This window comes from Cohnella sp. GCM10020058, assembly GCF_042683485.1.
Lineage (GTDB): Bacteria > Bacillota > Bacilli > Paenibacillales > Paenibacillaceae > Cohnella.
Genome location: NZ_JBHUJV010000008.1, coordinates 541,323 through 567,471 on the forward strand (window position 1 = coordinate 541,323; position 26,149 = coordinate 567,471).

Sequence of the window (26,149 nt, forward strand, 5' to 3'; positions counted from 1 at the left end):
ACGGCGTGCCGGAGCTTTTTTCGAGGTTGGCGGGCGGAAAAGCCTGCATTTGTACATGTATTTTCAACCGCTTTGCAACACATGGTGAAATACCTGCAAATGTGCAGGTAAATTCGTAGCACAAGCCGAAAATCCAGCTGATGGCGGAAAAAACCTGCGTTTTCGCATCTTTTTTGTCCAATGGGGGCGATATCGGCAAAAAAAGATGTATATTTGCAGGCATTGCGGCGAAATAGCGACGCTGCCGGTCGAAAGAACGACGCTGGCGGGCGAAAGAGCGACGTTAGCGGGCGAAAGAGCGACGTTAGCGGTCAAAAGAGCGACGTTAGCGGTCAAAAGAGCGACGTTTGGCGGGCAAAAGAACCCTGCTCCATCATGCGCGGCTCGCAGCCCGATACTGTCCCGGCGACATCCCGGTCGTCTTTTTAAATAAATTTTGAAAGTACGTATCGCTCTTGTACCCGACCTTCTCGGCGATCTCCGCCATCGGCAGCCGCGTCGACGCCAGGTACTGCTTGGCCACCTCGATGCGGTACCGGATCAAGTACTGGATCGGGCTCATGCCCGTCTCCGCCTTGAATACGTGGATAAAATGATACGGATTCGTATAGGTCAGGCTGGCGAGCGTCTCTAGCGTCACGTCGAACGGATAATTCTCCTCCATATAGCGCCTCGCGAGATGCACGGTCTCCTTATGCGGGCGCTTTTTCACCTGGTCCGCCGTCGAATAATGCAGCAGCCGCGCGAGCCGGCCCGTAAGCGCGTGGAGGAGTCCGTTCGCGACGACGGCGGACTCGGGCAGCGGACTGCTCCATTCCTCGATCATGTCGACGAACAGCTTTTTCACCGGCAAAAAGTGCTCGCCGAGCTCCAGCATGGCCGGCTGGGCGGCGCTCGACAGGCAGTCGGCCGGCATGCCCTGCATCTGCAGCCCCGCGTACGCGACGTACACGGCGGCGAACTTGTCGCTGATCGACCGTTCCTCGTGCCAGATGCCCCGATTATACAGGAGCAGGCTGCCGGCTTTGGCGCGATATTGCCTGCCGTCTACGCGGAATTCCCCTTCTCCCTCCATGATCAGGAATATCTCGCCGTTCAGCTCGTGCTGGTGAAGCGGGAAGTAGAAGGGCGACTCCTTGCTCCCGTGAATGAGCGATCCGCTCAGGATCTCCGGCTTCCCCGCGACGATCGAGTGCCGCATGGGTCGTTCACCTCCGAATATCAATTTTCAATAGCCAAATCCCGCAACTCTCCGCATTGTTCCTTGATCTGTCTGTATTGTAGATTATAAGCGATAAGAGATTCAATAGCGCTTTCACAACGAATCCATAGATTTGCGGAGAGAGGGACATGCGCATGCCCATTCAATTCAACAAGCGGAAGCTGAGCGACGAGACGTTCGAAGCCTGCTCCGTCTTCGACGTCGACGGCGACGGCACGCTCGATATCGTGAGCGGCGGCTACTGGTACGAGGGCCCCGACTTCGTCCAAAAACACAAGATTTGCGAGCTGGCGGCCTACGCGCATTACCGGGACGACTTTTCCGACTTCCCGATGGACGTGGACGGGGACGGGAAGATCGATATCGTGACGGGCTCCTGGTGGGGAGGCGCGCTCAAGTGGCGACGCAACCCGGGCATAACTGGCGCGGAATGGGAGACGATCGAGATCGATCCCTCTACCCCAATCGAGACGATCCGCTACTTCGATATCGACGGCTGCGGCGTGCCCGAGATTTTTCCCAACACGCCGGGATCGCCGCAAGCCTTCTATAAGCTGATCGTCGACGAGAACGGCAAGGGGACGGGGAGATTCAGCAAGACCGTCATCTCTGAAGGTCCGAGCGGTCATGGCATGGGCTTCGCGGACATTACCGGCAATGGGCGGACGGACATCGTGCTTTCGAACGGCTGGCTGGAACAGCCGGAGGACCCGTTTGCGGGACCGTGGACGTTCCATCCCGAGTTCTCGCTCGGTTCCGCCAGCGTGCCGGTGCTCGGTTACGACGTGAACGGCGACGGCCTGTGCGACCTGATCGTCGGCCAGGCGCATGACTACGGCCTTCACTGGTACGAGCAGCGCCGGGAGGCGGACGGCTCCCGCAGCTGGATCCGCCACGACATCGATACGACCGCCTCGCAGTACCACGATCTGATGCTGGTCGATCTCGACCTCGACGGCGAGCTGGAGCTCGTCACCGGCAAGCGCTACCTGGCGCACGACAACGATCCGGGCTTCGACGATCCGCTGTTCCTGTACTATTTCAAGATCAACGGCGGCGCCTTCGAGAAGCATGTCATCGACTACGGCCCCGCGGGCGAGGGCTCGGGCAACGGCATTTACATGTGGATTCAGGATATCACCGGCAACGGCTACCCCGACATCGTCGCGCCGGGCACGGAAGGCCTCTATTTATTCGAAAACTTGGGACCCAGGGAGTGAGCGAGATGAGCAAGCTGAAAATCGGATTCGTCGGCGTCGGCGGCATGGGGCAGATGGCGCATCTGTCCAACTACGCGGTATTGCGCGATCAATGCGAGGTCGTGGCGCTGGCCGAAGTACGCCCGGGACTCGCGCGTACCGTAGCGGACCGCTACGGCGTACCGGCCGTGTACGCCAATCATCTGGAGCTGTTGAACGACGCGAAGGTGGACGCGATCGTCGCGCCGCAGCAGTACCGCACGCATATCAGCCTCATCCCTGACATTCTGAAGGCGGGCATCCCGGTGTTCACCGAGAAGCCGATCTCGCTCACCGTCGAGGCCGGCGAGGAGCTGGTCCGGCTCGCGGACGAATACAAGACGCTGCACATGGTCGGCTACCACAAGCGCTCCGATCCCGCGATGGAGCACGCGAGCGCCGTCATCGAGCAGTGGAAGGCAAGCGGCGAGTACGGCAAAATGCAGTACGTCCGCGTCACGATGCCGCCGGGCGACTGGATCGGAGGCGCGGACGCGCCGCTGAACTCGGACGAACCGTATCCGAACGTCGCGGTCGAGCCGGGACCCGATTACTTCACGGACGAAGAGACCCGTCACCTGGATTCCTTCGTCAACTATTACATTCATCAGGTCAACGCGATCCGCTTCCTGCTGCGGGAGCCCTATAAGATCACGTTCGCCGACCGTCGCGGCGTGCTGCTGGCGGGCGAGAGCGACGGCGGCGTCACGGTCGCGCTGGAGATGGCCCCGTACAATACGTCGATCGAATGGCACGAGAGCCTGCTCGTCTGCTTCGAGCGCGGCTTCGTCCGCGTCGATCTGCCGCCGCCGCTCGCCCGCCAGCAAGCCGGCAAGGTCACGATCATGAAGGACGGCAACGGCGCGCCTTCCTACGAGATTCCGGTGATGCCCAACCTGCACGCCATGCGCAAGCAGGCGATGAACTTCATCGCCGCGGTGCGCGGCGAGCGGCCGGCGCCGTGCGAGTCGAAGGAAGCGCTGGAGGATCTGAAGCTCGCCAGGGATTACATCCGCTTGATGCAGCAATACCAATAAAGCGCGAAGGGACGGGATCGTACCATGAGAAGAGTCGCGATCATCGGAGCGGGCAGCATCGTTTTTTGCAAGACGCTGATGCTCGACATCATGGCGACGCCGGAGCTCGAAGACACCGAATTCGTATTAATGGCCCCTTCCACGGGCAAAACGTCGCAGGTCAAGGCGTTCGCCGACAAGGTCATCGAGAAAAATGGGCTCAAGTCGCGCGTGCTCGTGACGACCGACCGCAGGGAGGCGCTGGCCGGCGCGAGCTATGTCATCACGTCGTTCCAGGTTGGCGGCGTGTCCGCGTTCGAGCTGGATTACAAGATTCCGATGAAGTACGGCGTCGACCAGTGCATCGGCGATACGCTCGGCCCGGGCGGCGTATTCCGCGCGCTGCGCAGCATTCCGGTCATCCTGGACGTGGCGCGGGATATGGAGGAGCTGTGCCCGAACGCGACGCTCCTTAACTACGTCAACCCGATGGCCATGATCTGCTGGGCGCTGGGCGAGACCAACATCCAGTACGTCGGCCTGTGTCACGGCGTGCAGACGACGCTCGATCTCATCGCGGGCTATACCGGCGTGCCGAAAGAAGAGATCGATTACGTCTCCGCCGGCATCAATCACATGGGCTGGTTCACGAAGCTGTCCCACAAAGGCGAGGATCTGTACCCGGCGCTTCGCGACAAGTTCGAGCAGCCGGAATTTTACGTCAACGAGAAGGTACGCGGCGAGGTGTTCCGCCACTTCGGCTACTTCATGACCGAGTCGACGGGGCATTTGTCCGAGTACGTGCCGTGGTTCCGCAAAAACCAAAAGGCGCGCGACCTGTACTGCGACGAGCCCTCCTTCGGCGGCGAATCCGGCGCGTACTACACTTGGTGCGCCTACGTCGCCGACAAGTACAAGGACCAGGATATCCTGGCCGACGAATCCTACGACCTGCCGCCGCGGAGCGTGGAATACTGCGCCTACATTATCGAGGCACTCGAGACGGGTAAGACGTTCAAGTTCAGCGGCAACCTGCGCAATAACGGCATGATCGCCAACCTGCCGGCGGACTGCTGCGCCGAAGGCGCCGTATTTGCGGACCGTACGGGCATCCACCGGACCGTCATCGGCGAGATCCCGCCGCAGTGCGCGGCGCTCAACATGACCAACATCAACGTGCAGCGGCTGGCCGTGCTGGCGGCCAAGTCCGGCGATCCGGAGACGGTCGTGCAGGCGATCGCGCTCGATCCGCTCACGTCGTCGGTGCTGACGCTGAAGGAGATCCGCGACATGGTGACGGAGATGCTGACCGCGCAGCGGCAATGGCTGCCGCAGTTCGAAGGACGCCTGCCGCGGCCGACGCCGACGATCGAGACGCCCGAAGGCTTGCAGCGGGCGGAAGTGCCGATCGATCCGGCGCTGGCGGTGTTCTCGCGGTTCGGCGAGCTGGCGAAGTAAGGCGCGGAACCCCGCGGCGAGGATTGACAGTTCCGTCCTTTTTCGACCATAATGAGGGAAATGACCGGGGAAGCACCCCGCAGGGCACGCGATGGATCGCGGCGCTTTGCGGGGTGTTTTGCGTGAGGGGGAGACTTCTTATGGATAAAAGAGAAGGCGGAGGAATGACGGCGATTAAGAGGACCCATGGCACGCGATTCATCGACGAACGCTACGAGATTATCGACGGCGTACGGCACGACTTTCTCACCTCGCCGAAGTTCGTGCATCAGGATGTGCTGGGGCAGCTTCACCTGGCCTTCCATGCCTCCTGCGCGCAAGACGGGGTGATTCTGCTCGCACCGCTGGACGTCCACTTCGACAAGGACAATATTTTGCAGCCGGACTTGCTCTATATTAGCCGGACGCGCAGCGACATCATCCGGGACGGTTACGTCTATGGGGCGCCGGACCTGGTCGTCGAGATATTGTCCGACAGCACGGCGCACAACGACAAGACGATTAAAAAGGGAACCTACGAGCGGTTCGGCGTAGCCGAATATTGGCTGGTCGAGCCCGAGTACCGGCTGGTCGATCAATTCGTATTGACCGAGGGCGAGTACCGGCTCGTCAAGACCTGGACGGCGGAGGACGAGATCGTCTCGTCGGCCGTGCCGTGCCTGGCGGTTAATTTATCCGAGGTATTCCGGCATACGGTCTAGCCCGTTTTTTTAAGCGCGGTGTTCGTTTTCGTCGATTCGGCGGTCCTGCTCGACGTGTCGGTAGACGGCTTCCGGCCCGACGGCCGGCAGGTATAGTTGCTTAAAGTTAAGGATGAAACGGAAATAATAGGTGGAAATTTGAGGTTTCCTAAATTAAAGTAATAAATGGAAATTTATTTTCATTTTACTTGAATTGAGGACGATCAGATTGCTTATACGCTCGATTGGTACAATGCTTACGGTTGCTCTGGTTGCGGCAGGCTGCGCCAAGGGAGAAAAGGCGCCGGAACCGGCTAAGCTTAAGGTTCTCGCCTTTAACGCCAGCTTGTTTGAACAGAAGTACGGCAGCTTTTATATCGCGACGCATCCGGAGGATGATCTGGAGGTCATATCCCTCGTCGAACAGTTGAACGGAAGGACGGATCTGGATGCGGTTGTAAATGAACTTGTCGAAAAGGAAAATCCGGACGTCATCGCGCTTCCGGCCGATTTTTTTGCCAGATTGAGAGACTCGGACACCTTATTGCCCCTCGACGATTATGTCCAGAAGGACCGGTTCGACCTAGCGGACGTGGCGCCTGCTGTGTTGGATTCGCTGCGCGCCGATGGAAGGCTTTATGGTCTTGCTGCGACGTTTACCGGTTCCGCGCTTTATTACAACAAGGCGACGTTCGACCGTTATAGCATTGCTTACCCGTCGGATTTTATGACGTGGGACGAAGTGTTCACGCTTGCAAAACGTTTTTCCAAAGAGGCATCGGGAAGCGAGGCAGCTCAGTTCGGGCTGGATTACCGCTATTCCGACAATCCGTTTATGATGGCGCTCCATGTCGGCGATGCAGAAGGCTTGTCCGTAGCGGGCAATCGCAAGTTTACGCTGAACTCGGACGGTTGGATCCATGTTTTCGAAAATGTAAAGACATGTCTATCATCCGGCGCCTGCCTGGACCGGTCCCAACTAACCGAGCCGGCTGACATGGGCTTGAAGGCAAGACAGGTTGCCGACATGCCGTTCCTGGCCGGAAACGTAGCGATGGCAGTGGAAGGATCGGAATTATATCGGACGCTGACGCAGAATCCAAAGGCGTTCGCTACGATCGAGTGGGGGATGGCGACGGTTCCCGTGAGCGCCCTAGAACGCGACGCGGGAGCGGAGTCGGAGCCGGATGAAGTGTTCGCCATTCCGAGGCGCGCGCCTCAGCCGTCTGCGGCTTGGAGGCTGGTTCAGTACCTCGGCGGGGAAGACTACGCGAAAGTGCTCCCCCGCATTGAACCTTCAGACCTTCCAGTGCGTCCTGCTGAAGGCGTCGAAGCAACCTCCAGAGCTGTTTTTTACAAACTGCAGCGGGACAATCGATCGCTCATCGCGACTTTAAGATCGTTGCCGGCTTCCGTCATTCAAAAAATGGATGAGAGCTCGAATCTGTACATGCCGCGACTGCTTGGCAGCCAACTGACGACAGCTGAAGTGATTGAGAAAATGGAAGCCGATCTGCAATTCGTTTGGGATAAAGAGCTTGCAAAATCCGATAACGTTTCCAAGTAGGCTTCCCGCCAGAGTTAAAAATTCGGATGCTAAACTTTAGCCAAAACGCCGGCGTTCTCTGCTATACTCAGGCTTTAAATGATTAGAGAGCGAACAGGAGGATCGCCGGCATGGCGCAAGCGCATCGCAGACATCACAGACCAGAGCTTTTCCGCAGCAGAGGCCTGAGCGATTCTGGGAAGGTTTCATTTATTGAGCTGTTTTTCGATTTGATCTTTGTGTTCGCCGTTACACAGTTGTCCCATTCGCTGCTCGAGAACTTCACATGGATGGGCGCGCTGCATACGGCTATGCTGACGATGGCCGTCTGGTGGGCATGGAACTACACGACGTGGGTCATCAACTGGCTGAGCCCCGACGCGCTTCCGGTGCGCATTATGCTGCTCGCGCTCATGCTGATTGGCTTGATCATGTCCACTTCGATACCCGAAGCGTTCGAGCATGCAGGACTGTACTTCGGCATTTCGTACGCCGCATTTCAGATCGGGCGAACCGCCTTCACCGTATGGGCGCTTGGGCATGGAGCGCCGGTCAATCAGATCAACTTGGTGCGCATCCTGTGCTGGCTCATTTTGTCCGGCGTCATTTGGGTCGCGGGCGGGACGCAGGAAGGCGAGATCCGACTGGTGCTCTGGGGCGTCGCGCTGCTCATCGATTATGTCGCGCCGTCGCTTGGCTTCTGGGTGCCGCGGATTGGCCGCTCAACGGCCGCCGACTGGGCGGTCGAAGGGGCCCATATGGCGGAGCGTGCAGGGCTGTTCATTATTATCGCTCTTGGAGAGTCCATTATCGTCATGGGCGCTACCTTTGCAGGACTCGAGAGGAATATGGAGACGGTATTGGCGTTCCTCGTCTCGTTCTTGGGCACGGTGTCCATGTGGTGGATCTACTTCGAGACGACGTCGCGCATCGGCCATCACTATATCGTAAACGCGAGCGTCCCGGGGCAGCTGGCGAGAGCGGCCTACACCTATACGCACTTGCTGCTGGCCGGAGGTATCGTGCTGTCGGCCGTCGCGGACGAGTTCCTGCTTGGGCACCCGACAGGGCATCTGGAGTCGGGCGTGGCGTTGGTTATATTGGGTTCGCCGGCCCTTTATCTGCTAAGCAACGCGATCTTTATATGGATCGTATCCCGCATGTTCGCCGTACCGCATGCGACGGGACTCGTCGCGTTGGCCGTACTCTCGCTGTTCTCGCACTCTCTAACCCCGCTGGCGCTGTCGGCTTCCGCCGTAATCGTCCTGCTAGCGGTCGCCGTATGGGGCAGCCGGTTTTCCAACCGATTGTGCACGCTCGTTCCCAAGCATCACGGATGAACCAATCGATGAAGCAATCGGCCTCCGCCGGCGCCCATCCGAAGTGATGGACACGGCGGCTTTTTTGCGCGAAACGGAAACGCGGGGAATCGAGTCCGGACGGCGCAGTTGGTCTCATATGGGAGCAAACCAATCCTGCAGGACGTCGCTGCATCGCAGGAAGTCCCATCTAGAAACAAACCAACCCTCGACCAACCCTCGAGGACGCCGTCACGCTGCTAGAGCTCCTAAATAGAAACAAACCAAGCCTTTGGCGAAATAGAGTCTTCCCAAAACCTTCAAAAGAGGGTGTTGACAAATTACTCAAAATCAATTATCTTTAATTCAAGATATAAACGAAGCAAACAAACAATGCAAAGCGAACCGAACAAACGGCGAAATGAGGTATGACGATGGCTGGCACGACGAAGATGACGCTGGCGATGAAGACGAGGCTAATGCGGCAGCAGCAAGGAAAGGGATGGCGCGAACCGATTTAGAATATCAAGCTTTCGTCGGTCTAATATCTTTAATTAAAGAAAATTAAAATAAATACTTTAAGGGAGAGAATTTTCATGATGGATACGGGATTGCTAATCATTCGAATCGTTGTAGGTTTGTTGTTCGTAGGGCATGGGGCGCAGAAGCTGTTCGGCATGTTCGGCGGCTACGGCCCGAAGGGAACGGGCGGCTGGATGGAATCGGTCGGCATCAAGCCGGGCGTCGCGATGGCCGTCATCGCAGGTCTCATGGAGTTCCTCGGCGGCGCGTTGTTCACGGTCGGCCTGCTGACGCCGGTCGCCGCCGTCCTGATCGCGCTCGCCATGATCGGCGCCATCAAAGTACACGCACCCAACGGACTATGGTCGACCGCCAATGGCTACGAATATCCGCTCGTCATGCTCGCCATCGCGATCGGCGTCGCGCTGACAGGCGCAGGTGAATACTCGCTCGACAACGTTTTTAACTTATTTTAACCGACTAAACCAAACGGCCATTTCTAATTATAAATGAGGAGCGATTCAATCATGACTACCATCCAAACCGCAGGTATCCACCATATCACCGCATTCGCCAGAAATCCGCAGGAAAACGTCGATTTCTATGCCGGCGTCCTGGGCCTCCGGCTCGTCAAGAAGACGATTAACTTTGATGCACCCGAGGTGTACCACCTCTACTTTGGCGATAAGGACGGCAGCCCCGGCACGATCATTACCTTCTTCCCGCATCCCGGCTCCCGCAAGGGCAAGGTTGGCGGAGGCCAAGTCGGCGTGACGACCTATGTCGTGCCGGCCGGCGCGTTGGCCTTCTGGGAGGAACGTCTCGCCGGCTTTGGAATCTCGTTCGAGAAGACGTCGCGCTTCGGGGAAAACTTTGTACAGTTCGAGGACAACGAAGGCCTGCGCCTGGAACTCGTCGAACGGGAAGCGGGCGCCAACAGTGAATGGTCGTTCGGCGGCATTGCGGCTGACAAGGCGATCAAGGGCTTCGGCGGCGCCATCCTGTTCAGCGCAAACGTCAAGCAGACCGGCGCGGTCCTGGGGCATGTGCTCGGCATGACCCGCATCGGCGAAGAGGATGGCTATACTCGCTTCCAGGCATTCGGAGATATCGGCAACATCGTCGACGTTCCGACGGCCGACGTGCCGTGGGGGACGCCTGGTGCCGGCACCATTCACCACATCGCCTGGAGAGCCAAGGACTTTGAAGAGCATGTGCAATGGCAGCAGCAGGTCAGCGAAGCCGGCTTCTACCCGACGGAGGTCATCGACCGCCAATACTTCAACGCCATCTACTTCCGCGAGAGCGGCGGCATTCTGTTCGAGATCGCCACGGATCCGCCCGGATTCGCGAACGACGAGCCGGCGGAAACATTGGGCGGCAAGCTGATGCTCCCTTCGTGGTTCGAGCCGCACCGCGAGCAGATCGAAGCGAACCTGCAGCCGATCGAGGTGCGCGAATTAATTCCCGAGGCTCTTCAATCCGACAGGAATTCGGTGTAAATTGAAGAGGCAAGGAAAAATCATTTCATTCATATCGGAGGGTAAACATGGGCAAAATAGCGGTATTCGGATTTGGACGTATCGGCAGACAACTGCTCAGGGTCGCCCTTCAAGACAATTTGTTCGTACCGGTATCGATCTCGGACATTAAGGACGAGGCCACGTTGGCCGCGCTGTTCGAGGTCGACACTAACTATAAAAGGTGGCCCGAGACGGTATCCGGCGGCGAAGGCAGCATCGTCATCGGCGGCCGGGACATCCAGTACATCAACTCTGCAAGCGAGGTGCCGGACTGGCGGGCGCTCGGCGTGGATCTGGTCATCGACTGCACCGGCCGTGCCGTGACGCGTTCGGTCGCCCAGGTTCACCTGGACCGCGGCGCCAAGCGCGTGCTCGTCAGCGGGCCGAGCAAGACGCTGGACGATTGCGACGCGGTGCTGCTGAAGGGGATTAACCTCGACCACTTCGATCCGGACAAGCACAAGATCATCAGCATGGCGAGCTGTACGACTAACGCGCTGGCGCCGGTCGTCAAGCTGGTTCGCGAGAACTTCGGAATCAAGCACGGCTTGTTCTCGACCGTCCATTCCTACACGAACACCCAGTCGTTGACGGACCAGCCGATGAAGGACCGCCGCGACTCGTGGGCGGCAGCGGAGAACATCATTCCGTCGTCGTCCGGCGCGGCCAAGGCGCTCAAGTTCATCTGGCCCGATCTTCAGATCACGGGCAAAGCCTACCGGATTCCGACGCGGACCGGCAGCATCGCCGAGCTCAATCTGATTACCGACAAGCCTTGCACCGCCCAGGAGATCAACGATATGTTCCGGGCAGCGGCGGCCGATGGCGAGCTCAAGGGCGTGCTGGATGTGCTCGAAGGCGAATGGGCGTCCTCGCGCATCGTCGGCGACTCGCATTCGTCGATCATCGATCTGCCGCTGACGCAGGTGCAGGGAGACATCGTATCGATCGCAGCCTGGTACGACAATGAATGGGGCTACGCTTCGAGACTCGCCGAAGTCGCGGCCTACCTCGCCAATCGCTAATGCAACGAAGGGACGGCCGTCCAGTCAAGCGGTCGTCCCTTTTTACGGGGACGGAGTGCCGGAATCGTTCGGTTGCTGTGCCGTTATCCGGGCGGCTGGAGGAAAAAGATGCATACTTGCGTCTTTGCTCTCTAAAATGGTCCGTACCATCAAGAATAGATGTATATAAAGTCAATTTCATAATTCAAAAAGTCGCTAGTTTAAACAAACTTAATCATAAGACTTGACGAATAACGTTCGGTTTTGGACTTATTTCCGAATCTCAGAGGTTCTATTTTGTATTAAAAGTTCGGATTTATTCTGGTAAAAAATGTTTATGAAATTGACTTTATATGCAGTTTTTAACTTCAGTCTAAGGGGAGTCGTATTGGGATGAAAAAAATCGGCATTATCGTGGGGAGTCTGAGGGAGCAGTCGTACAATCGCATGATCGCGGCCACCGTGCCGGAGCTTGGCCTGGAGGAAGAAGCCGCTTACGAATACATATCGATCGCGGACTTGCCATTATACAATGCGGATCGCGACACGGGCGACGGCCCCGAGGCCGTACGCCTGTATCGCGAGGCGATCCGCGGCGCGGACGGGCTGCTCATCGTGAGCCCGGAGTACAATTCGGGCATCCCCGGCGTGCTTAAAAACGCGCTGGATTGGGCATCTACGCCAGCGCGGACGGCCGCGCTTATTCACAAGCCCGTCGGCATCGTCGGCGCGACGCCCGGTCCCAAGGGTACGATCCTGTCGCAGCAGCAAATTCGGCAGACGCTGGAGGCGACGCAAGTGTGGGTGCTGCCTTTTCAGAAAATGTACATCTCTCAAGTCATGGATAAAGTGGACGCCGAGCGCGGCTGCCTGACGGACGAGACGACGCTCAAATATTTGAAGCGATACGTGCAAACGCTGCTTGGCTGGATCGATCAGTCGCAGGGATTGAAGTAACTCGCCGTATAAGGATTATCGATTCAGGTCAGCCAGGAAGCTCTGGTTGGCCTGTTTTTCGTTCTTTTAACCATGTGCTTGGAATCGGCTACCATCTTCGTAAGATCACGCCTTATAGCGAAGCGGAATGCCTCACTATAATAAAGCTGTACGTGAAGTTAAGTAAGGGAGAAGGGAGGCTAACCGCGCAATTGTAAACCGCAGCAGTCGGCATGAGGATCGGTTCGCAACCAATTGTAACCGCTGTCATTGTGAACGAGGCTTCGAACATCTGCCCCAATCCCATTTCGAGGAGGACTATAATGCGACACAAGCACGCAGCATGGGCGCTCGCCCTTATTTTGCTGATCACCGGATGGATCTCGGCCGCCGGTTCCTTTTCTCCCGCGTTTGCTGCCGGAGGAGCGAATCTGGCGATCGGCAAGACGATTACCGCGAGCGGCCAATCGCAGACGTATGCGCCTGACAATGTGAAGGACGGCAACGCAAGCACCTACTGGGAGAGCACGAACAACGCCTTTCCGCAATGGATCCAGGTCGACCTGGGCGCGAGCGTGAGCATCGACCAGATCGTGCTGAAGCTGCCGTCCAACTGGGAAACGCGTACGCAGACGCTGGCCGTTCAGGGCAGCGCGAACGGTTCTACGTTTGCCAACATCGTCAGTTCTGCGAACTATACTTTTAATCCGGCCGTAGCCGGCAACTCCGTCACGATCAGCTTCACGGCGACGTCCACCCGGTACGTTCGTCTGAACGTGACCGCCAACACGGGCTGGCCGGCGGCACAGCTGTCTGAGTTTGAGATCTACGGCGCAGCCGGCGCGACGCCCACTCCGACGCCTACGCCACCTCCGGGCACGTATCAAGCGGAGTCCGCTGCGCTATCGGGTGGAGCTAAGGTGAACACCGATCACGCGGGCTACGCGGGAACGGGCTTTGTCGACGGCTACTGGACGCAGGGAGCGGCGACAACGTTCACGGTCAACGCAGCAGCGGCGGGCAGCCGGAACGTTGCGCTCAAGTATGCCAACGCGAACGGCGCTTCCAGAACGCTGTCCGTCTATGTGAACGGCGTGAAGATACGTCAGACTACGCTTGCGAGCCTGGCTAACTGGGATACCTGGGGCACGCAAACGGAAGCCCTGACCTTGAACGCCGGCAGCAACACGATCGCCTACAAATTCGACGCAGGTGATTCCGCCAACGTGAACCTGGACCAGATCACGGTCGATGCCGGCACGTCGCCAACGGCGACCCCGACGGCCACGCCGACCGCAACCCCGACCGCGACGCCGACGGCAACGCCGACCGCGACGCCGACGGCAACGCCAACCGCGACGCCGACGGCAACGCCAACCGCAACGCCGACGGCAACGCCAACCGCAACGCCGCCGCCGGGCGGCAATATCGCGATCGGCAAACCGATCGTCGCGTCCTCCAATACGCAATCCTTCGTGGCCGCCAACGCAAACGACAACAACACCGCCACGTACTGGGAAGGCGGCGGCAATCCGAGCACGCTGACGCTCGATTTCGGCGCCAACCAAGATATCACTTCCATCGTGCTCAAGCTGAACCCCGCTACGGAATGGGGCACGAGGACCCAGACGATTCAGGTGCTCGGCCACAATCAGTCGACCACAACCTTCTCAAACCTGGTCTCCTCGCAGACCTATACGTTTAACCCGGCATCCGGCAACACGGTGACGATTCCCGTGACGGCAACGGTGAAGCGTCTGCAGCTGAACATCACGGCGAATACCGGCGCGCCTGCCGGACAGATCGCCGAATTCCAGGTGTTCGGCACGCCGGCCGCTAATCCAGACCTGACGCTTACGGGCATGTCCTGGTCGCCGGCCTCGCCGATCGAGACCGACGCGATCACGCTGAACGCGACCGTTAAAAACATCGGCAGCGCAGCATCGGCTGCCACGACGGTCAACTTCTACCTGAACGGCGATGCCGCCGGCACCGCGCAGATAGGCGCATTGGCCGCAGGCGCTACGGCGACTGTATCGGTGAACGCAGGCGCCAAGACCGCCGCGTCCTACACGCTCTCGGCCAAGGTTGACGAGAACAACGCCGTCATCGAGCAAAATGAAGCGAACAACAGCTATACAAACGCCGCGGCGCTCACGGTAGCGCCGGTTTCGAGTTCGGATCTGGTCGCCTCGACCTCCTGGTCGCCAGGCACGCCGACTGCGAACAGCGCCGTCAGCTTTACGGTCAGCCTGAAAAACCAGGGCACGATCGCTTCGGCTGGAGGCGCGCATGCGATCGCGGTCGCCATTAAAAATGGAGCGGGCACGACCGTCCAGACGCTAACCGGCTCCTATAGCGGCTCGCTTGCCGCGGGCGCTTCCGTCAACGTCGCCATTTCGGGCACGTGGACGGCAGTTAACGGCAGCTATACGGTGACGACGACTGTCGCCGCGGACGGCAACGAAGTCCCGACCAAGCAGGCCAACAATGCGAGCACGGCCAACCTGACCGTCTACGCAGCGCGCGGCGCCAGCATGCCGTACTACCGTTACGACACGGAGGATGCGACGAGAGGCGGCGGCGCGACGCTGCAGGCCGCGCCTAACTTTAATCAGTCGCTGATCGCTTCGGAGGCGTCCGGCCAGAAATACGTGGCGCTTCCGTCTAACGGCTCGTACGCGCAGTGGACCGTGCGCCAGGGACAGGGCGGCGCAGGCGTCACGATGCGGTTCACGATGCCCGACTCCGGCGACGGCATGGGCCTGAACGGCGCACTTGACGTCTACGTCAACGGGACGAAGGTCAAGACGGTATCGCTCTCGTCGTACTACAACTGGCAGTACTTCTCCGGCGACATGCCGGCAGATGCGCCGGGCGGCGGAAGACCGCTTTTCCGCTTCGACGAAGTGCATTGGAAGATGGATACGCCGCTTGCGCCGGGCGACACGATCCGGATTCAGAAGGGCAACGGGGACAGCCTGGAATACGGCGTCGACTTCCTGGAGATCGAGCCGGTGCCTGCCGCGATCGCGCGTCCGTCCAATGCCGTATCGGTAACCGACTACGGCGCGGTGGCGAACGACGGACAGGACGATCTTGCGGCGTTTAAATCCGCGGTGACGGCAGCCGTCGCTGCAGGCAAGACGCTCTACATTCCGGAGGGCACGTTTAACCTGAGCAGCATGTGGGAGATCGGCTCGGCGAACAGCATGATCAACAACCTAACCGTGACGGGCGCGGGCATCTGGCATACGAACATCCAGTTCACGAATCCCAACGCGGCAGGCGGCGGCATCTCGCTGCGCATTTCCGGCAAGCTTGATTTCAGCAACGTGTACATGAACTCCAAGCTCCGGTCGCGCTACGGCCAAAATGCGATTTACAAAGGCTTCATGGATAACTTCGGTTCGAACTCCACGATTCACGACGTCTGGGTCGAGCACTTCGAGTGCGGCTTCTGGGTCGGCGATTATGCGCATACCCCGGCGATCTACGCGAACGGGCTGACAATCGAGAACAGCCGTATCCGCAACAACCTGGCCGACGGCGTCAACTTCGCCCAGGGCACGAGCAACTCGATCGTCCGCAACAGCAACCTGCGCAACAACGGGGACGACGCGCTGGCGGTCTGGACCAGCAACACGAACGGCGCGCCGGCCGGCGTGAACAACACGTTTTCGTACAACACGATTGAGAACAACTGGCGCGCGGGCGGCATCGCCTTCTTCGGCGGCAGCGGCCACAAGGCCGACCACAACCTAATCGTAGATACGGTCGGCGGCTCCGGCATCCGCATGAACACCGTGTTCCCAGGCTACCACTTCCAGAACAATACGGGCATCGTATTCTCGGACACGACGATTATTAACAGCGGCACGAGCCAGGACCTGTACAACGGCGAACGGGGCGCGATCGACCTCGAAGCGTCGAACGACGCCATCCGCAACGTGACGTTCACGAACATCGACATCCTCAATACGCAGCGCGATGGGATCCAGTTCGGCTACGGCGGCGGCTTCGAGAATATCGTGTTCAACAACATCAACATCAACGGCACGGGGCTGGACGGCGTGACGACGTCGCGATTCTCCGGACCGCACCAAGGCGCGGCGATCTACACCTACACCGGCAACGGCTCGGCGACGTTCAACGGCCTGACGACGAGCAATATCGCTTATCCGAGCCTGTATTACCTGCAGCCGGGCTTTAATCTGACGATTCATTGATCGGCAAAAGATTAGGAAAAAGCTCGCCTTCCGCAAGGCCTCTTGGCCAAGTGGGGGCGAGCTTTTTGCTTTTGTGCAGCCGCAACTCCAATATTACTCGAACTGCAGCACGACCATCTGGTGGCACTCGACCACCGGGACCGTATAGCTGACCGCGCCATCCTGTGCCGTAAACGGCAGCTCCGTCATCTGCGGCGCCAGATAGACGCTGCCCACCGGACGGTCGGTGCGCACTGTGCAAGCGATGTCGCGGATGGGGATTACGTCTTCGATGATCTCGACATTTCGCCCGCGCCGGACGGGGGAGGCGTACAGCAGATGGTGAACGAGACGGCGATGGGCCGGTTGTTCCTGCAGGGTCGTCACGCCCTGCGCCGGCAGCGAGGTCGCGAGCGTCGGGGCGGCGAGCAATCGTCCGAGCGCATAGTCCACCATCTGGCGCAGCACGAGATTGCCATGCTCCGCATAGGCGCCGAAGACGTTCCAGGCGATGTAGATGCCGGCGTCGTGCTCGATCATGCCGGGCTCGCGGCTGCTCTTGTCGTTCGGCGTATGGAGGTGGGACGAGAAGGAGAAGGCGTCCCGGTTAAAGTACGGGTTCTCGCGGTACCCGAGCACCTGCCCGCCGGCGGCTTCGATGCGCTGGCCTTCCCCATACATGACGGCCGATGCACCCTTGCCCGGCCCGAACGGGCCGGCAGGTACGAAGTAGTCCGGCCGGTACGGATTGGCGCCGATCCAGCGCGCGCCGAAGTCGAGGGCAAAGCCGGAGCCGTCCGGGCGCAGGCCGGCGGTTCCCGTGGCGAGCACCCGCCCGCCCTGGCCGACATAGGCCGCCAGCTTCGCTTCGATCTCGGCGTCGGCCGGAATCAGGTCGGGCAGGATGAGTACGGCGTAGGCCGTCCAATCGGACTTCAGGTCCACGACGTCGAACAGCCGGTTGGTTTCCAGTAGCATCCTCGCCGCGCCCTTGTCCGCGTCTGCAACGTTGCCGCCGGCGCCGCGGAAACGGCCCGAAGCCTCAATGCCAAAGACGGCGATGTCCGCCACATTGACGGTATCTGCACACCATGCTTCCTTGGCCTCCACTTCCTTGTACGCCTCTCCGATCAGCCGGTACGTTGTCTCGTCCATCAAGCCGTCCGGATGCAGCTGGTCCCCGACGGAGCAGCCGGCGCCGTTCGCCAAGCTCAGCGCAGTCTCGTGCCGAAGGGCGTTCGGATGTTTGTAGCCGCCGAATTCGCCCCAGGACAAATGGAACTTGCCCGTCATGCCGAGAAACGGGCGGCCGAGCTGTTGAACGTACCGCGCGGACAGCGGGAAATGGTCGTAACCCCAGCCGCCGGTCGGCAGGGACTCCAGCTCCAGGTGGTGCGTGTTCAGGAAGGCCAGTTCCCGCCTGCCCTGCGGAATATGACCGCCGTTGTGGAATACCGAGAGTTCCGGTCGATACTTATGGACGGCCTCGTTGGTCCGCTCCGCATAGCGAAGGTACGTGCGTTCCCAAAGCGGACGCATCGCGCTCTCGTCGCGGGGATCGATGCCTTCTGCGCGCGCTGATCGGATGCAGAACTGACAGTAGCATTTGCGAATGCCGACAATGTCGAGGAAGATGCCGTCCGCATCGTACTTTTGAACGACCTCTTCGATCTGGGCGACAAGCGTGTCGAGATAGGGGGTGTTCATGCAAAACTCGTGGTAACCCGGCGTGAGAAAGTCGGGCGCCCACTGCGTCGACTCGTCTGCGCGGCGGACCAGCCATTCCGGATGGATGCGGGCGAGCTTCTCGTCGAGGCCTGCCGACAGATAGACCGGCGTCTTGACGCCGATCGCGTGCGCGGCTTCGATCTGTGCGCCGAGCAGATCGAACGAGAGGTGCGGATGCATTTCGTTGGCCGTCGTCGGATGATAGGCCCACCCGTGATGGCATTTGGAAAATACGGTAATGGAATCGACGTGCCCAAGCTTAAGCATGTCCTGGAACTGCTGCGCCGAGAACGACGACCCGATGCCTTCGATAAGCTCGGACGTGTGGAAATCCAGGTGTACCTGACGAAATCTCATTAAATAACCTCCCGCGAAACGTTCTGTTTGCCTATCAGTGTAAAGCGTTTGCATGCCGACCGATAGTTATAGGAACGACAACCTCTAGCACAAAAACGACTTTTTGGATTATGATTAGCACAAGCCGCGAGACGCGAGGAGGGATAAGATGGATTGCATACAGTGGCAAGTGCCGCCGATGCCGCAGCTGGTGACGGCAGGGCACGGGATCTGGCGTCCGGGCATGCAGCATTTCCGGCGTTCCTTTGATCTTTACGACATTATATTCGTGAAGTCGGGATGCTTGTACATGGCGGAGGACGGCTTGGAATACACGATCGGGCCAAACCGTCTGCTGGTGCTGGAGCCAGGGAAGGTGCACGAGGGATTTCGGCCCTGCGAGGTGCCGACGGAGCTGTATTGGTTTCATGTCAAGCACGAATCCGGACACCGGACCGTTGCATCCGACGAGATCCCATGGTCGCTGGTGCTTCGTAAAGGCACGGACAAAGATCTGCAGCCGGGCATGCAGCCCGTTTATATTCCGAAGTTCGGGGCGTTCAGGATGGACGAAGCATGGCCGGCGCTGGACCGGCTGGTCAAGCTGCACGACAGGCTGACGGTCGATGCGGTATGGCGTCTGCACGCGGCGTTCGTTCAACTGCTGTCCGTCATGCAGCAATTTGTCCGGGGCTCGGCAACCGAGACCCGCTCGAGCCGGCTGGCAGAGGAAGTATCCGCGTATTTGCGGCGTACGGCTTTCGAGCCCTTCGACATCGAAGCGATCGAGCGGGAATTTCATTTTCACCCGGACTATATCGCCCGCTGCATGAAACGACACACCGGCATGAGCTCGATCGAATACGTGCGCCACGTCAGGGTGGACCGGGCGCGCAGGCTGCTCGAGCGTTCGCCCGAGCTGTCCGTGAAGCAGATCGCGGAGGCCGTCGGGATTGCGGATCCGAATTATTTCGGCCGTCTGTTCCGCAAGGACACGGGGATGTCTCCTGCGGCGTACCGAAGGCTGCATGCCGGCTACGCGTAGCGCGCACCCTGCCTGCGGCTCGAAGGCAAAAGTGCTCTGATTGCTGAGCCTTGGCTTATCGAAAAATGGAGAAAAAGAGCTCGAATTGGTCTGGAAGGCCCAAATCCTCCTCCCCTCATCCCCCCTTCATCCCTTCCTACTCCCCCTTTCTTCACAGGGACTTCACCCCCGAAAGGGGGATTTTTTTATCCTATTAATCGTTCTATAGTTGGAGGATAGAATGCGAGGAGGACTATATGCTTACGAACAGGTCATCGAAATTACTAGTCGGATTGCTATTAATATGTATGCTCATCGCACCATTCGGTTCCGCTTTCGCGGCCAGCGCGCAGGCGACTGCTTCTGTGTCGGACATCCGAGGCCACTGGGCGGAGGACGAGCTGACGGATTGGATAAACAGGGGGCTTGTTCAGGGCTATCAAGATGGGGCGTTCAAACCGGATCAATCTATTTCCAGAGCCGAGTTTATCGCTCTGGCGAATCGCGCGTTCGGTTTTGCGGGAAAGTCGGATGTGGAATTTGCCGACGTAAGCGCGACAAGCTGGGTTTATTCCGAAGCGGCCGCAGCGGTCAAAGCCGGATACATCACGGGCTATGCGAACGGAACCTTCGGACCGGACAAGCCGGTTCAGCGTCAGGAAGCGGCTGTCATGCTGAGCCGCCTGCTGAACCTGCAAGCGAAGGACAGCGCAACGGTCTCCCGCTTTAAGGATGCGGACCGCATCGGCAGTTGGAGCAAAGCGGCGGTCGGGCAAGTCGTCGAAGGCGGTCTGATGAAGGGCTACGGCGATACGACCTTCAAGCCGGCGGCCGCCATGACGCGTGCGGAGGCGGTCGTCCTATTGGATCGCGCCCTCAAGTCGCGTACAGTCGCATATGACGTTCCCGGTACGTACGGCCCGGAGACCGGCGTTGAGACAATCAACAAGAACGTTGTTGTCAATACGGCAGGTGTCTCGCTGCAGAATATGGTCATCAATGGCGACCTGTTGCTCGGCGAGGGCATCGGCGAGGGCGACGCCGTCCTGAACCAAGTTACGGTGAAGGGGCATGTCACCGTGCAGGGCGGCGGCGAGCACAGTATTCACTTTAACAACTCGACGCTTGTCGACATCATTATCGACAAGACATCCGGGACGGGCATCGTTCGGATTGTCTCGGAGGGATCTACGACCGTGGCGCTCGTCAAGGTGAATACACCTGCGACGCTTCAAGAAGTAAACGCTACAGGCACTGGCTTCGGGGATATCGATATGAGTGCGAGTCTGCCTACGAATTCAAAGGTGACGCTGATCGGCTCGTTTAATACGATCAACGTCAGTTCGCAGCAGATTCAAGTGGACGTGCCGGAGGGAACGGTGGTTCAGTCGCTCGTTCTGAACGCGATCGTCAAAGTGCTGGGTCAAGGGACGATTGTGCTGGCGATCGCGAACACGGCGGGCACGACGTTTGAAAAACAGCCCGAGCAGACACAGACATCTGCCGGAGCGACACCGACACCGACACCGACACCGACGCTTGCACCGACTGGCGGAGGCGGAGGCGGAGGAGAGACGGTGACGCCAACAGTTGCGCCGAGCGCGACGCCGACACCGAGCGCAACGCCGAGTGCGACACCGAGTGCGACGCCGAGTGCGACGCCGAGTGCGACACCAACGGCAACACCGAGCGCAACGCCAACGGCAACGCCGACGCTGTCTCCTGACGAGGCCATTGCGTCAGCCAAGGCGGCGCTGACCGCGAAATCCATTCTGGGCGACAATGATACGCTGTCAGCCGTCACGTCCGACCTGACGCTGGGAACGTCCGGCGCGCAAGGCACGACTATCGCCTGGAGCTCGGACAGTGCGGCGATCGACGCGGCCACCGGCAAAGTAAAGCGCCCGAGCTTCACGGCGGGCGACGTCACGGCGACGCTGACCGCGACCATTACGAAGTCCGGCGGCACGACGGCGACGAAAACGTTCGCGATCACGGTGCTCAAGCTCGACGAGACCGCGGACGAAGCGATCGCGGCAGCCAAGGCGGCGCTCACTGCGGCATCCATTCTCGGTGACAATGATACGCTGTCAGCCGTTACGACCGACCTGACGCTGGGAACGTCCGGCGCGCAAGGCACGGCGATCGTCTGGAGCTCCGATAGTGCGGCGATCGACGCGGTCACCGGGAAAGTAAAGCGCCCAAGCTTCACGGCGGGCGACGTCACGGCGACGCTGACCGCGACCATTACGAAGGCTGGCGGCACGACGGCCACGAAAACATTCGCGCTCATGGTGCTCAAGCTCGACGAGACCGCGGACGAAGCGATCGCGGCAGCCAAGGCGGCGCTCACTGCGGCATCCATTCTCGGTGACAATGATACGCTGTCAGCCGTCACGTCCGACCTGACGCTGGGAACGTCCGGCGCGCAAGGCACGGCGATCGCCTGGAGCTCCGACAGTGCGGCGATCGACGCTTCCACCGGCCAAGTAAAGCGTCCCAGCTTCACGGCAGGCGACGTCACGGCGACGCTGACCGCGACCATTACGAAGTCCGGCGGCACGACGGCGACGAAAACATTCGCGCTCATGGTGCTCAAGCTCGACGAGACCGCGGACGAAGCGATTGCGTCAGCCAAGGCGGCGCTGACCGCGGAATCCATTCTGGGCGACAATGACGCACTGGATGCGATTACGACCGATCTGACGCTGGAGACATCCGGCGCGCAAGGCACGGCGATCGCCTGGAGCTCCGACAGTGCGGCGATCGACGCTTCCACCGGCCAAGTAAAGCGTCCCAGCTTCACGGCGGGCAACGTCACGGCGACGCTGACCGCGACCATTACGAAGGCTGGCGGCACGACGGCCACGAAAACATTCGCGATCACGGTGCTCAAGCTCGACGAGACCGCGGACGAAGCGATCGCGGCAGCCAAGGCGGCGCTGACTGCGGCATCCATTCTGGGTGCCAATGATACGCTGTCAGCCGTCACGTCCGACCTGACGCTGGGAACGTCCGGCGCGCAAGGCACGGCGATCGCCTGGAGCTCCGACAGTGCGGCGATCGACGCGGCCACCGGCGAAGTAAAGCGCCCGAGCTTCACGGCGGGCAACGTCACGGCGACGCTGACCGCGACCATTACGAAGGCTGGCGGCACGGCGGCCACGAAAACATTCGCGCTCACGGTGCTGAAGCTCGACGAGACCGCGGACGAAGCGATCGCGGCAGCCAAGGCGGCGCTGATTGAGGCAACCATCCTGGGCGACAATGATACGCTGTCAGCCGTCACGTCCGACCTGACGCTGGGAACGTCCGGCGCGCAAGGCACGGCGATCGACTGGAGCTCCGACAGTGCGGCGATCGACGCGGCCACCGGCGAAGTAAAGCGCCCGAGCTTCACGGCGGGCAACGTCACGGCGACGCTGACCGCGACCATTACGAAGTCCGGCGGCACGGCGGCCACAAAAACATTCGCGCTCACGGTGCTCAAGCTCGACGAGACCGCGGACGAAGCGATCGCGGCAGCCAAGGCGGCGCTGACCGCGGAATCCATTCTGGGCGACAATGACGCACTGGACGCGATTACGACCGACCTGACGCTGGAGTCGTCCGGCGCGCATGGCACGACGATTGTCTGGAGCTCCGACAGTGACGCAGTAGATCCGGAGACGGGAATCGTCATGCGACCGAACAACGCAGCGGGCGATGTCGAGGTAACTTTGACGGCTGTCATTTCCAAGAAAGGCGGCATTGCGCTTACGAAAACGTTCATCGTCATCATCAAGAAAGATGGGCTTCCGGCGATTCTGAGCGCATCAAAAGACTATTACCTTTGGTATAACATTAACGACACGACGACGGCATTGTACATTCAGGTGGACGGCATCGATGCGAGTCACACGTACTTGAAGGATATAAGTGTCTGGAACGCAGACAAGGCCGAGTATAAGACGTCCGCCCAGATGATTGCGCTGCTGGAATCGGCGGAATCGACGGACGGCACGGGGCGCCGACTGTCGAGCGTGGCCACGATCGCTGACATCGGAGGCCGATTCCAGATCACGACGAAAAGCAAGTCGCCGGCTTCGATGATCAGGGTTTATTACAATAGCAGCTGGTGGCCGACCGCCATTTATGGTTCTACGTTAACCGGCTTCACGAATTATCAAAGTACGGTAGACTCCGCCATCGCGGCAGCCGCTTCCGCCTTGACGGACAGCGTCATCCGCGGAGCCAACGCGGCGATCGGCAACGTGACGACTGCGTTGACGCTGCCGACGACGGGCGAGCAGGGCACGACGATCTCCTGGAGCTCGAACATGCCGACCGTGATCGCGACGGACGGGACGGTTGTGCGTCCCGCCTACAGTATGGGCGATAAGACTGTTATTCTGACCGCAACATTCCGCAAAGAAGGCGGAACAGAGCAATCCAAAACGTTCACAGTGAGCGTGCGCAAGCTCGATCAGACGGCGGACGAGGCCATTGCGGCCGCCCACGCGGCGCTTGATGAAGATACGGTTCTAGGGTCCAATCCGGATTTGAACGCCGTAACTTCCGCCCTTGATCTGACGGCATCCGGCGTGGCGGGGACGACAATAACCTGGAGCTCGGACAGTCCGGCAATCAATGCGAGCACGGGTGCGGTCGCGCGTCCGTCCTACAACAAGGGCAATGCGACTGCGACCCTGACGGCGACGATATCCAAGACCGGTGGCACAAGTTTAACGAAGACGTTCACAGTAATTGTGGTCAAGCAGGACGAGACGGCGGATGACGCAATAGAGACTGCGCTCGAGTCACTCACAGCCGATTCTATTCTGGGCGAAAACGTAAGCCAGCACGAAATAACGACGAATCTTGAGCTGCCGACGAGCGGTGCAAGGGACACGACAATCGTCTGGCATTCGGACAATGCGGCGATCGATGCGGCGACGGGCGCGGTGACGCGTCCCGGCTATCTGAAGGGCGATCTGATCGTGCATCTCACAGCGACAATCTCCAAGGCGGGAGGCGCGGATGCTTCCAAGACGATCGCCGTCACGGTGCTTAAGTTGGAAGAGACGGCTGACGATATCGTCACGGCCGCTGCAAGTGCGCTGACGGCGGATACGATTCGAGAAGACAACGTTGCGCTGTCGTCCGTCAAGACGACGCTGAATCTGGCAACGAACGGTCCAGGCGGCACGGCAATTTCCTGGAGTTCGGACAGCTCCGCAATCGATGCATCTACGGGCATGGTGACCCGGCCGGCGTTTGGGGCGGGAGATGCCGTGGTGAATTTGACCGCTACAATCTCGCTGGAGGGCGCGGCAGATCAGACCAAGATGTTCCACATCACCGTAAAGGCCGTCGATCCGTCCGTACAGGAAGCGATCGCGGCCGACGCAGCTTCGCTTGCAGTCGCGATCGTTCAAAATAACCCTTCCTTGAGTGCGGTGACGACAGCGCTTCGTCTGGCTGCCGAAGGCACATACGGGACGACGATCGCCTGGCGTTCGGATAACGCGGCGATTGACGCAGTTACGGGAGAAGTGACGCGCGCGGCCTTTACAGCCGACGACACGGCCGTGACTTTGACCGCAGTCGTCTCGAAGGAAGGGGGCACGCCGCAGACGGTCACGATTCCTGTGACGGTGCTGCATGTCGATCCGACCGACGACGAAGCGATCGCTGCGGCATACGCGGCGCTTACTGCGGATTCGATCCGTCTCGCCAATACGGGACTGGGTGACGTTAGGACGAATCTTGACCTTAGCACGTCAGGAAAATACGGAACGACGATCACATGGAGCTCTGATGAAGCGGCGATCGACTCGGTGACGGGCAGCGTTACGCAGCCGGCCAATAGCGCGTCGGATATCGAGGTCCGCCTGACTGCTACTATCACAAGAGCGGACGGGGCCTCGCAATCCAAGACGTTCACCGTCACCGTCAAGCGCGTCGGTCTGCCGGCCGTCGTGGTCGGCAAAGCCAATTATTATCTGAATTACAACATCAACGATTCTACGACGGCATTGTACTTCCGGGTCGATGGCACGGATGCCGGCCATACGTATGTGGTCGTGCTCGAGGTATGGAACGGCGTAGACCCGTATCGGAATTCCGGACAAATGATCGATTTGTTCAACAATGCGACCGCGACCGACGGCAGCGGCAGGAAGCTGTCCGAAGTGGTCGATGTGTCGGAATCGGGCGGTCGCTTCGTCTTCGCCACGAAAAGCAAGTCCGCTGCTTCCTCGCTGTTGCTCTATTACAATAGCAGCTGGTACCCGACGGCGACTTACGGCAAGACCTTGACGGGAATCGAAAACAATCAGAGCGCTTCCGGTACGGATTGAGTCTCTGAGACAAGCAAAAGGACGAAACGGGGATTTGCCCGCTTCGTCCTTTTTGCTTGCGGCGGCGAT

General features: G+C 59.6%; 15 protein-coding genes. 13 read left to right on the forward strand and 2 right to left on the reverse strand.

The features are described 5' to 3' along the window. Positions 1-373: 373 nt before the first annotated feature. Complete coding sequence (locus tag ACFSR7_RS14755) at positions 374-1,201, reverse strand: AraC family transcriptional regulator (RefSeq protein WP_378162725.1); 828 nt, start codon at positions 1,199-1,201, stop codon at positions 374-376. A gap of 155 nt (positions 1,202-1,356) precedes the next feature. Here ACFSR7_RS14755 and ACFSR7_RS14760 point away from each other — a divergent pair, with 155 nt between their 5' ends. The 11 genes from ACFSR7_RS14760 (at position 1,357) to ACFSR7_RS14810 (ending at position 16,672) form a co-directional block, all read left to right on the forward strand. After that, positions 1,357-2,442: an FG-GAP repeat domain-containing protein gene (locus ACFSR7_RS14760; RefSeq protein ID WP_378162726.1), complete on the forward strand. Its 1,086-nt coding sequence runs from the start codon at positions 1,357-1,359 to the stop codon at positions 2,440-2,442. A gap of 5 nt (positions 2,443-2,447) precedes the next feature. Next, a complete protein-coding gene (locus ACFSR7_RS14765) occupies positions 2,448-3,497 on the forward strand; it encodes a Gfo/Idh/MocA family protein (RefSeq protein WP_378162728.1) in 1,050 nt (349 codons plus the stop codon). A gap of 24 nt (positions 3,498-3,521) precedes the next feature. Continuing rightward, on the forward strand, positions 3,522-4,934 hold the full coding sequence (melA, locus tag ACFSR7_RS14770; RefSeq protein ID WP_378162730.1) for an alpha-galactosidase: 1,413 nt from the start codon (positions 3,522-3,524) through the stop codon (positions 4,932-4,934). A gap of 140 nt (positions 4,935-5,074) precedes the next feature. Continuing rightward, entirely contained in the window at positions 5,075-5,635 is a 561-nt protein-coding gene (locus tag ACFSR7_RS14775) for a Uma2 family endonuclease (RefSeq protein ID WP_378162732.1), read from the forward strand. 232 nt (positions 5,636-5,867) lie between these two features. Beyond that, positions 5,868-7,181, forward strand: a complete 1,314-nt coding sequence (locus ACFSR7_RS14780) for an ABC transporter substrate-binding protein (RefSeq protein ID WP_378162734.1) — start codon at positions 5,868-5,870, stop codon at positions 7,179-7,181. A 110-nt stretch (positions 7,182-7,291) separates the two neighbouring features. Next, the gene (locus ACFSR7_RS14785) at positions 7,292-8,500 is read left to right on the forward strand and encodes a low temperature requirement protein A (RefSeq protein ID WP_378162736.1); all 1,209 of its coding nucleotides are present in this window, start codon (positions 7,292-7,294) and stop codon (positions 8,498-8,500) included. A gap of 554 nt (positions 8,501-9,054) precedes the next feature. Next, the gene (locus ACFSR7_RS14790; protein ID WP_378123364.1) at positions 9,055-9,456 is read left to right on the forward strand and encodes a DoxX family protein; all 402 of its coding nucleotides are present in this window, start codon (positions 9,055-9,057) and stop codon (positions 9,454-9,456) included. Between the two features lie 51 nt (positions 9,457-9,507). Next, on the forward strand, positions 9,508-10,482 hold the full coding sequence (locus ACFSR7_RS14795; protein ID WP_378162738.1) for a ring-cleaving dioxygenase: 975 nt from the start codon (positions 9,508-9,510) through the stop codon (positions 10,480-10,482). A 47-nt stretch (positions 10,483-10,529) separates the two neighbouring features. Further along, the gene (locus tag ACFSR7_RS14800; protein WP_378162740.1) at positions 10,530-11,528 is read left to right on the forward strand and encodes a type I glyceraldehyde-3-phosphate dehydrogenase; all 999 of its coding nucleotides are present in this window, start codon (positions 10,530-10,532) and stop codon (positions 11,526-11,528) included. A 372-nt stretch (positions 11,529-11,900) separates the two neighbouring features. Then, positions 11,901-12,464, forward strand: coding sequence for an NADPH-dependent FMN reductase (locus tag ACFSR7_RS14805; RefSeq protein ID WP_378162741.1), 564 nt, complete (start codon positions 11,901-11,903; stop codon positions 12,462-12,464). 302 nt (positions 12,465-12,766) lie between these two features. Further along, entirely contained in the window at positions 12,767-16,672 is a 3,906-nt protein-coding gene (locus tag ACFSR7_RS14810; RefSeq protein WP_378162742.1) for a CARDB domain-containing protein, read from the forward strand. A gap of 93 nt (positions 16,673-16,765) precedes the next feature. Here ACFSR7_RS14810 and ACFSR7_RS14815 read toward each other — a convergent pair whose 3' ends face one another. After that, a complete protein-coding gene (locus ACFSR7_RS14815; protein WP_378162744.1) occupies positions 16,766-18,736 on the reverse strand; it encodes a beta-galactosidase trimerization domain-containing protein in 1,971 nt (656 codons plus the stop codon). 148 nt (positions 18,737-18,884) lie between these two features. Here ACFSR7_RS14815 and ACFSR7_RS14820 point away from each other — a divergent pair, with 148 nt between their 5' ends. Further along, positions 18,885-19,760, forward strand: coding sequence for a helix-turn-helix transcriptional regulator (locus ACFSR7_RS14820; protein ID WP_378162746.1), 876 nt, complete (start codon positions 18,885-18,887; stop codon positions 19,758-19,760). 344 nt (positions 19,761-20,104) lie between these two features. After that, positions 20,105-26,080 carry an immunoglobulin-like domain-containing protein gene (locus ACFSR7_RS14825; protein ID WP_378162748.1) on the forward strand — a complete coding sequence of 1,992 codons (5,976 nt, stop codon included), beginning with the start codon at positions 20,105-20,107 and terminating at the stop codon, positions 26,078-26,080. The last annotated feature ends 69 nt before the right edge of the window (positions 26,081-26,149 follow it).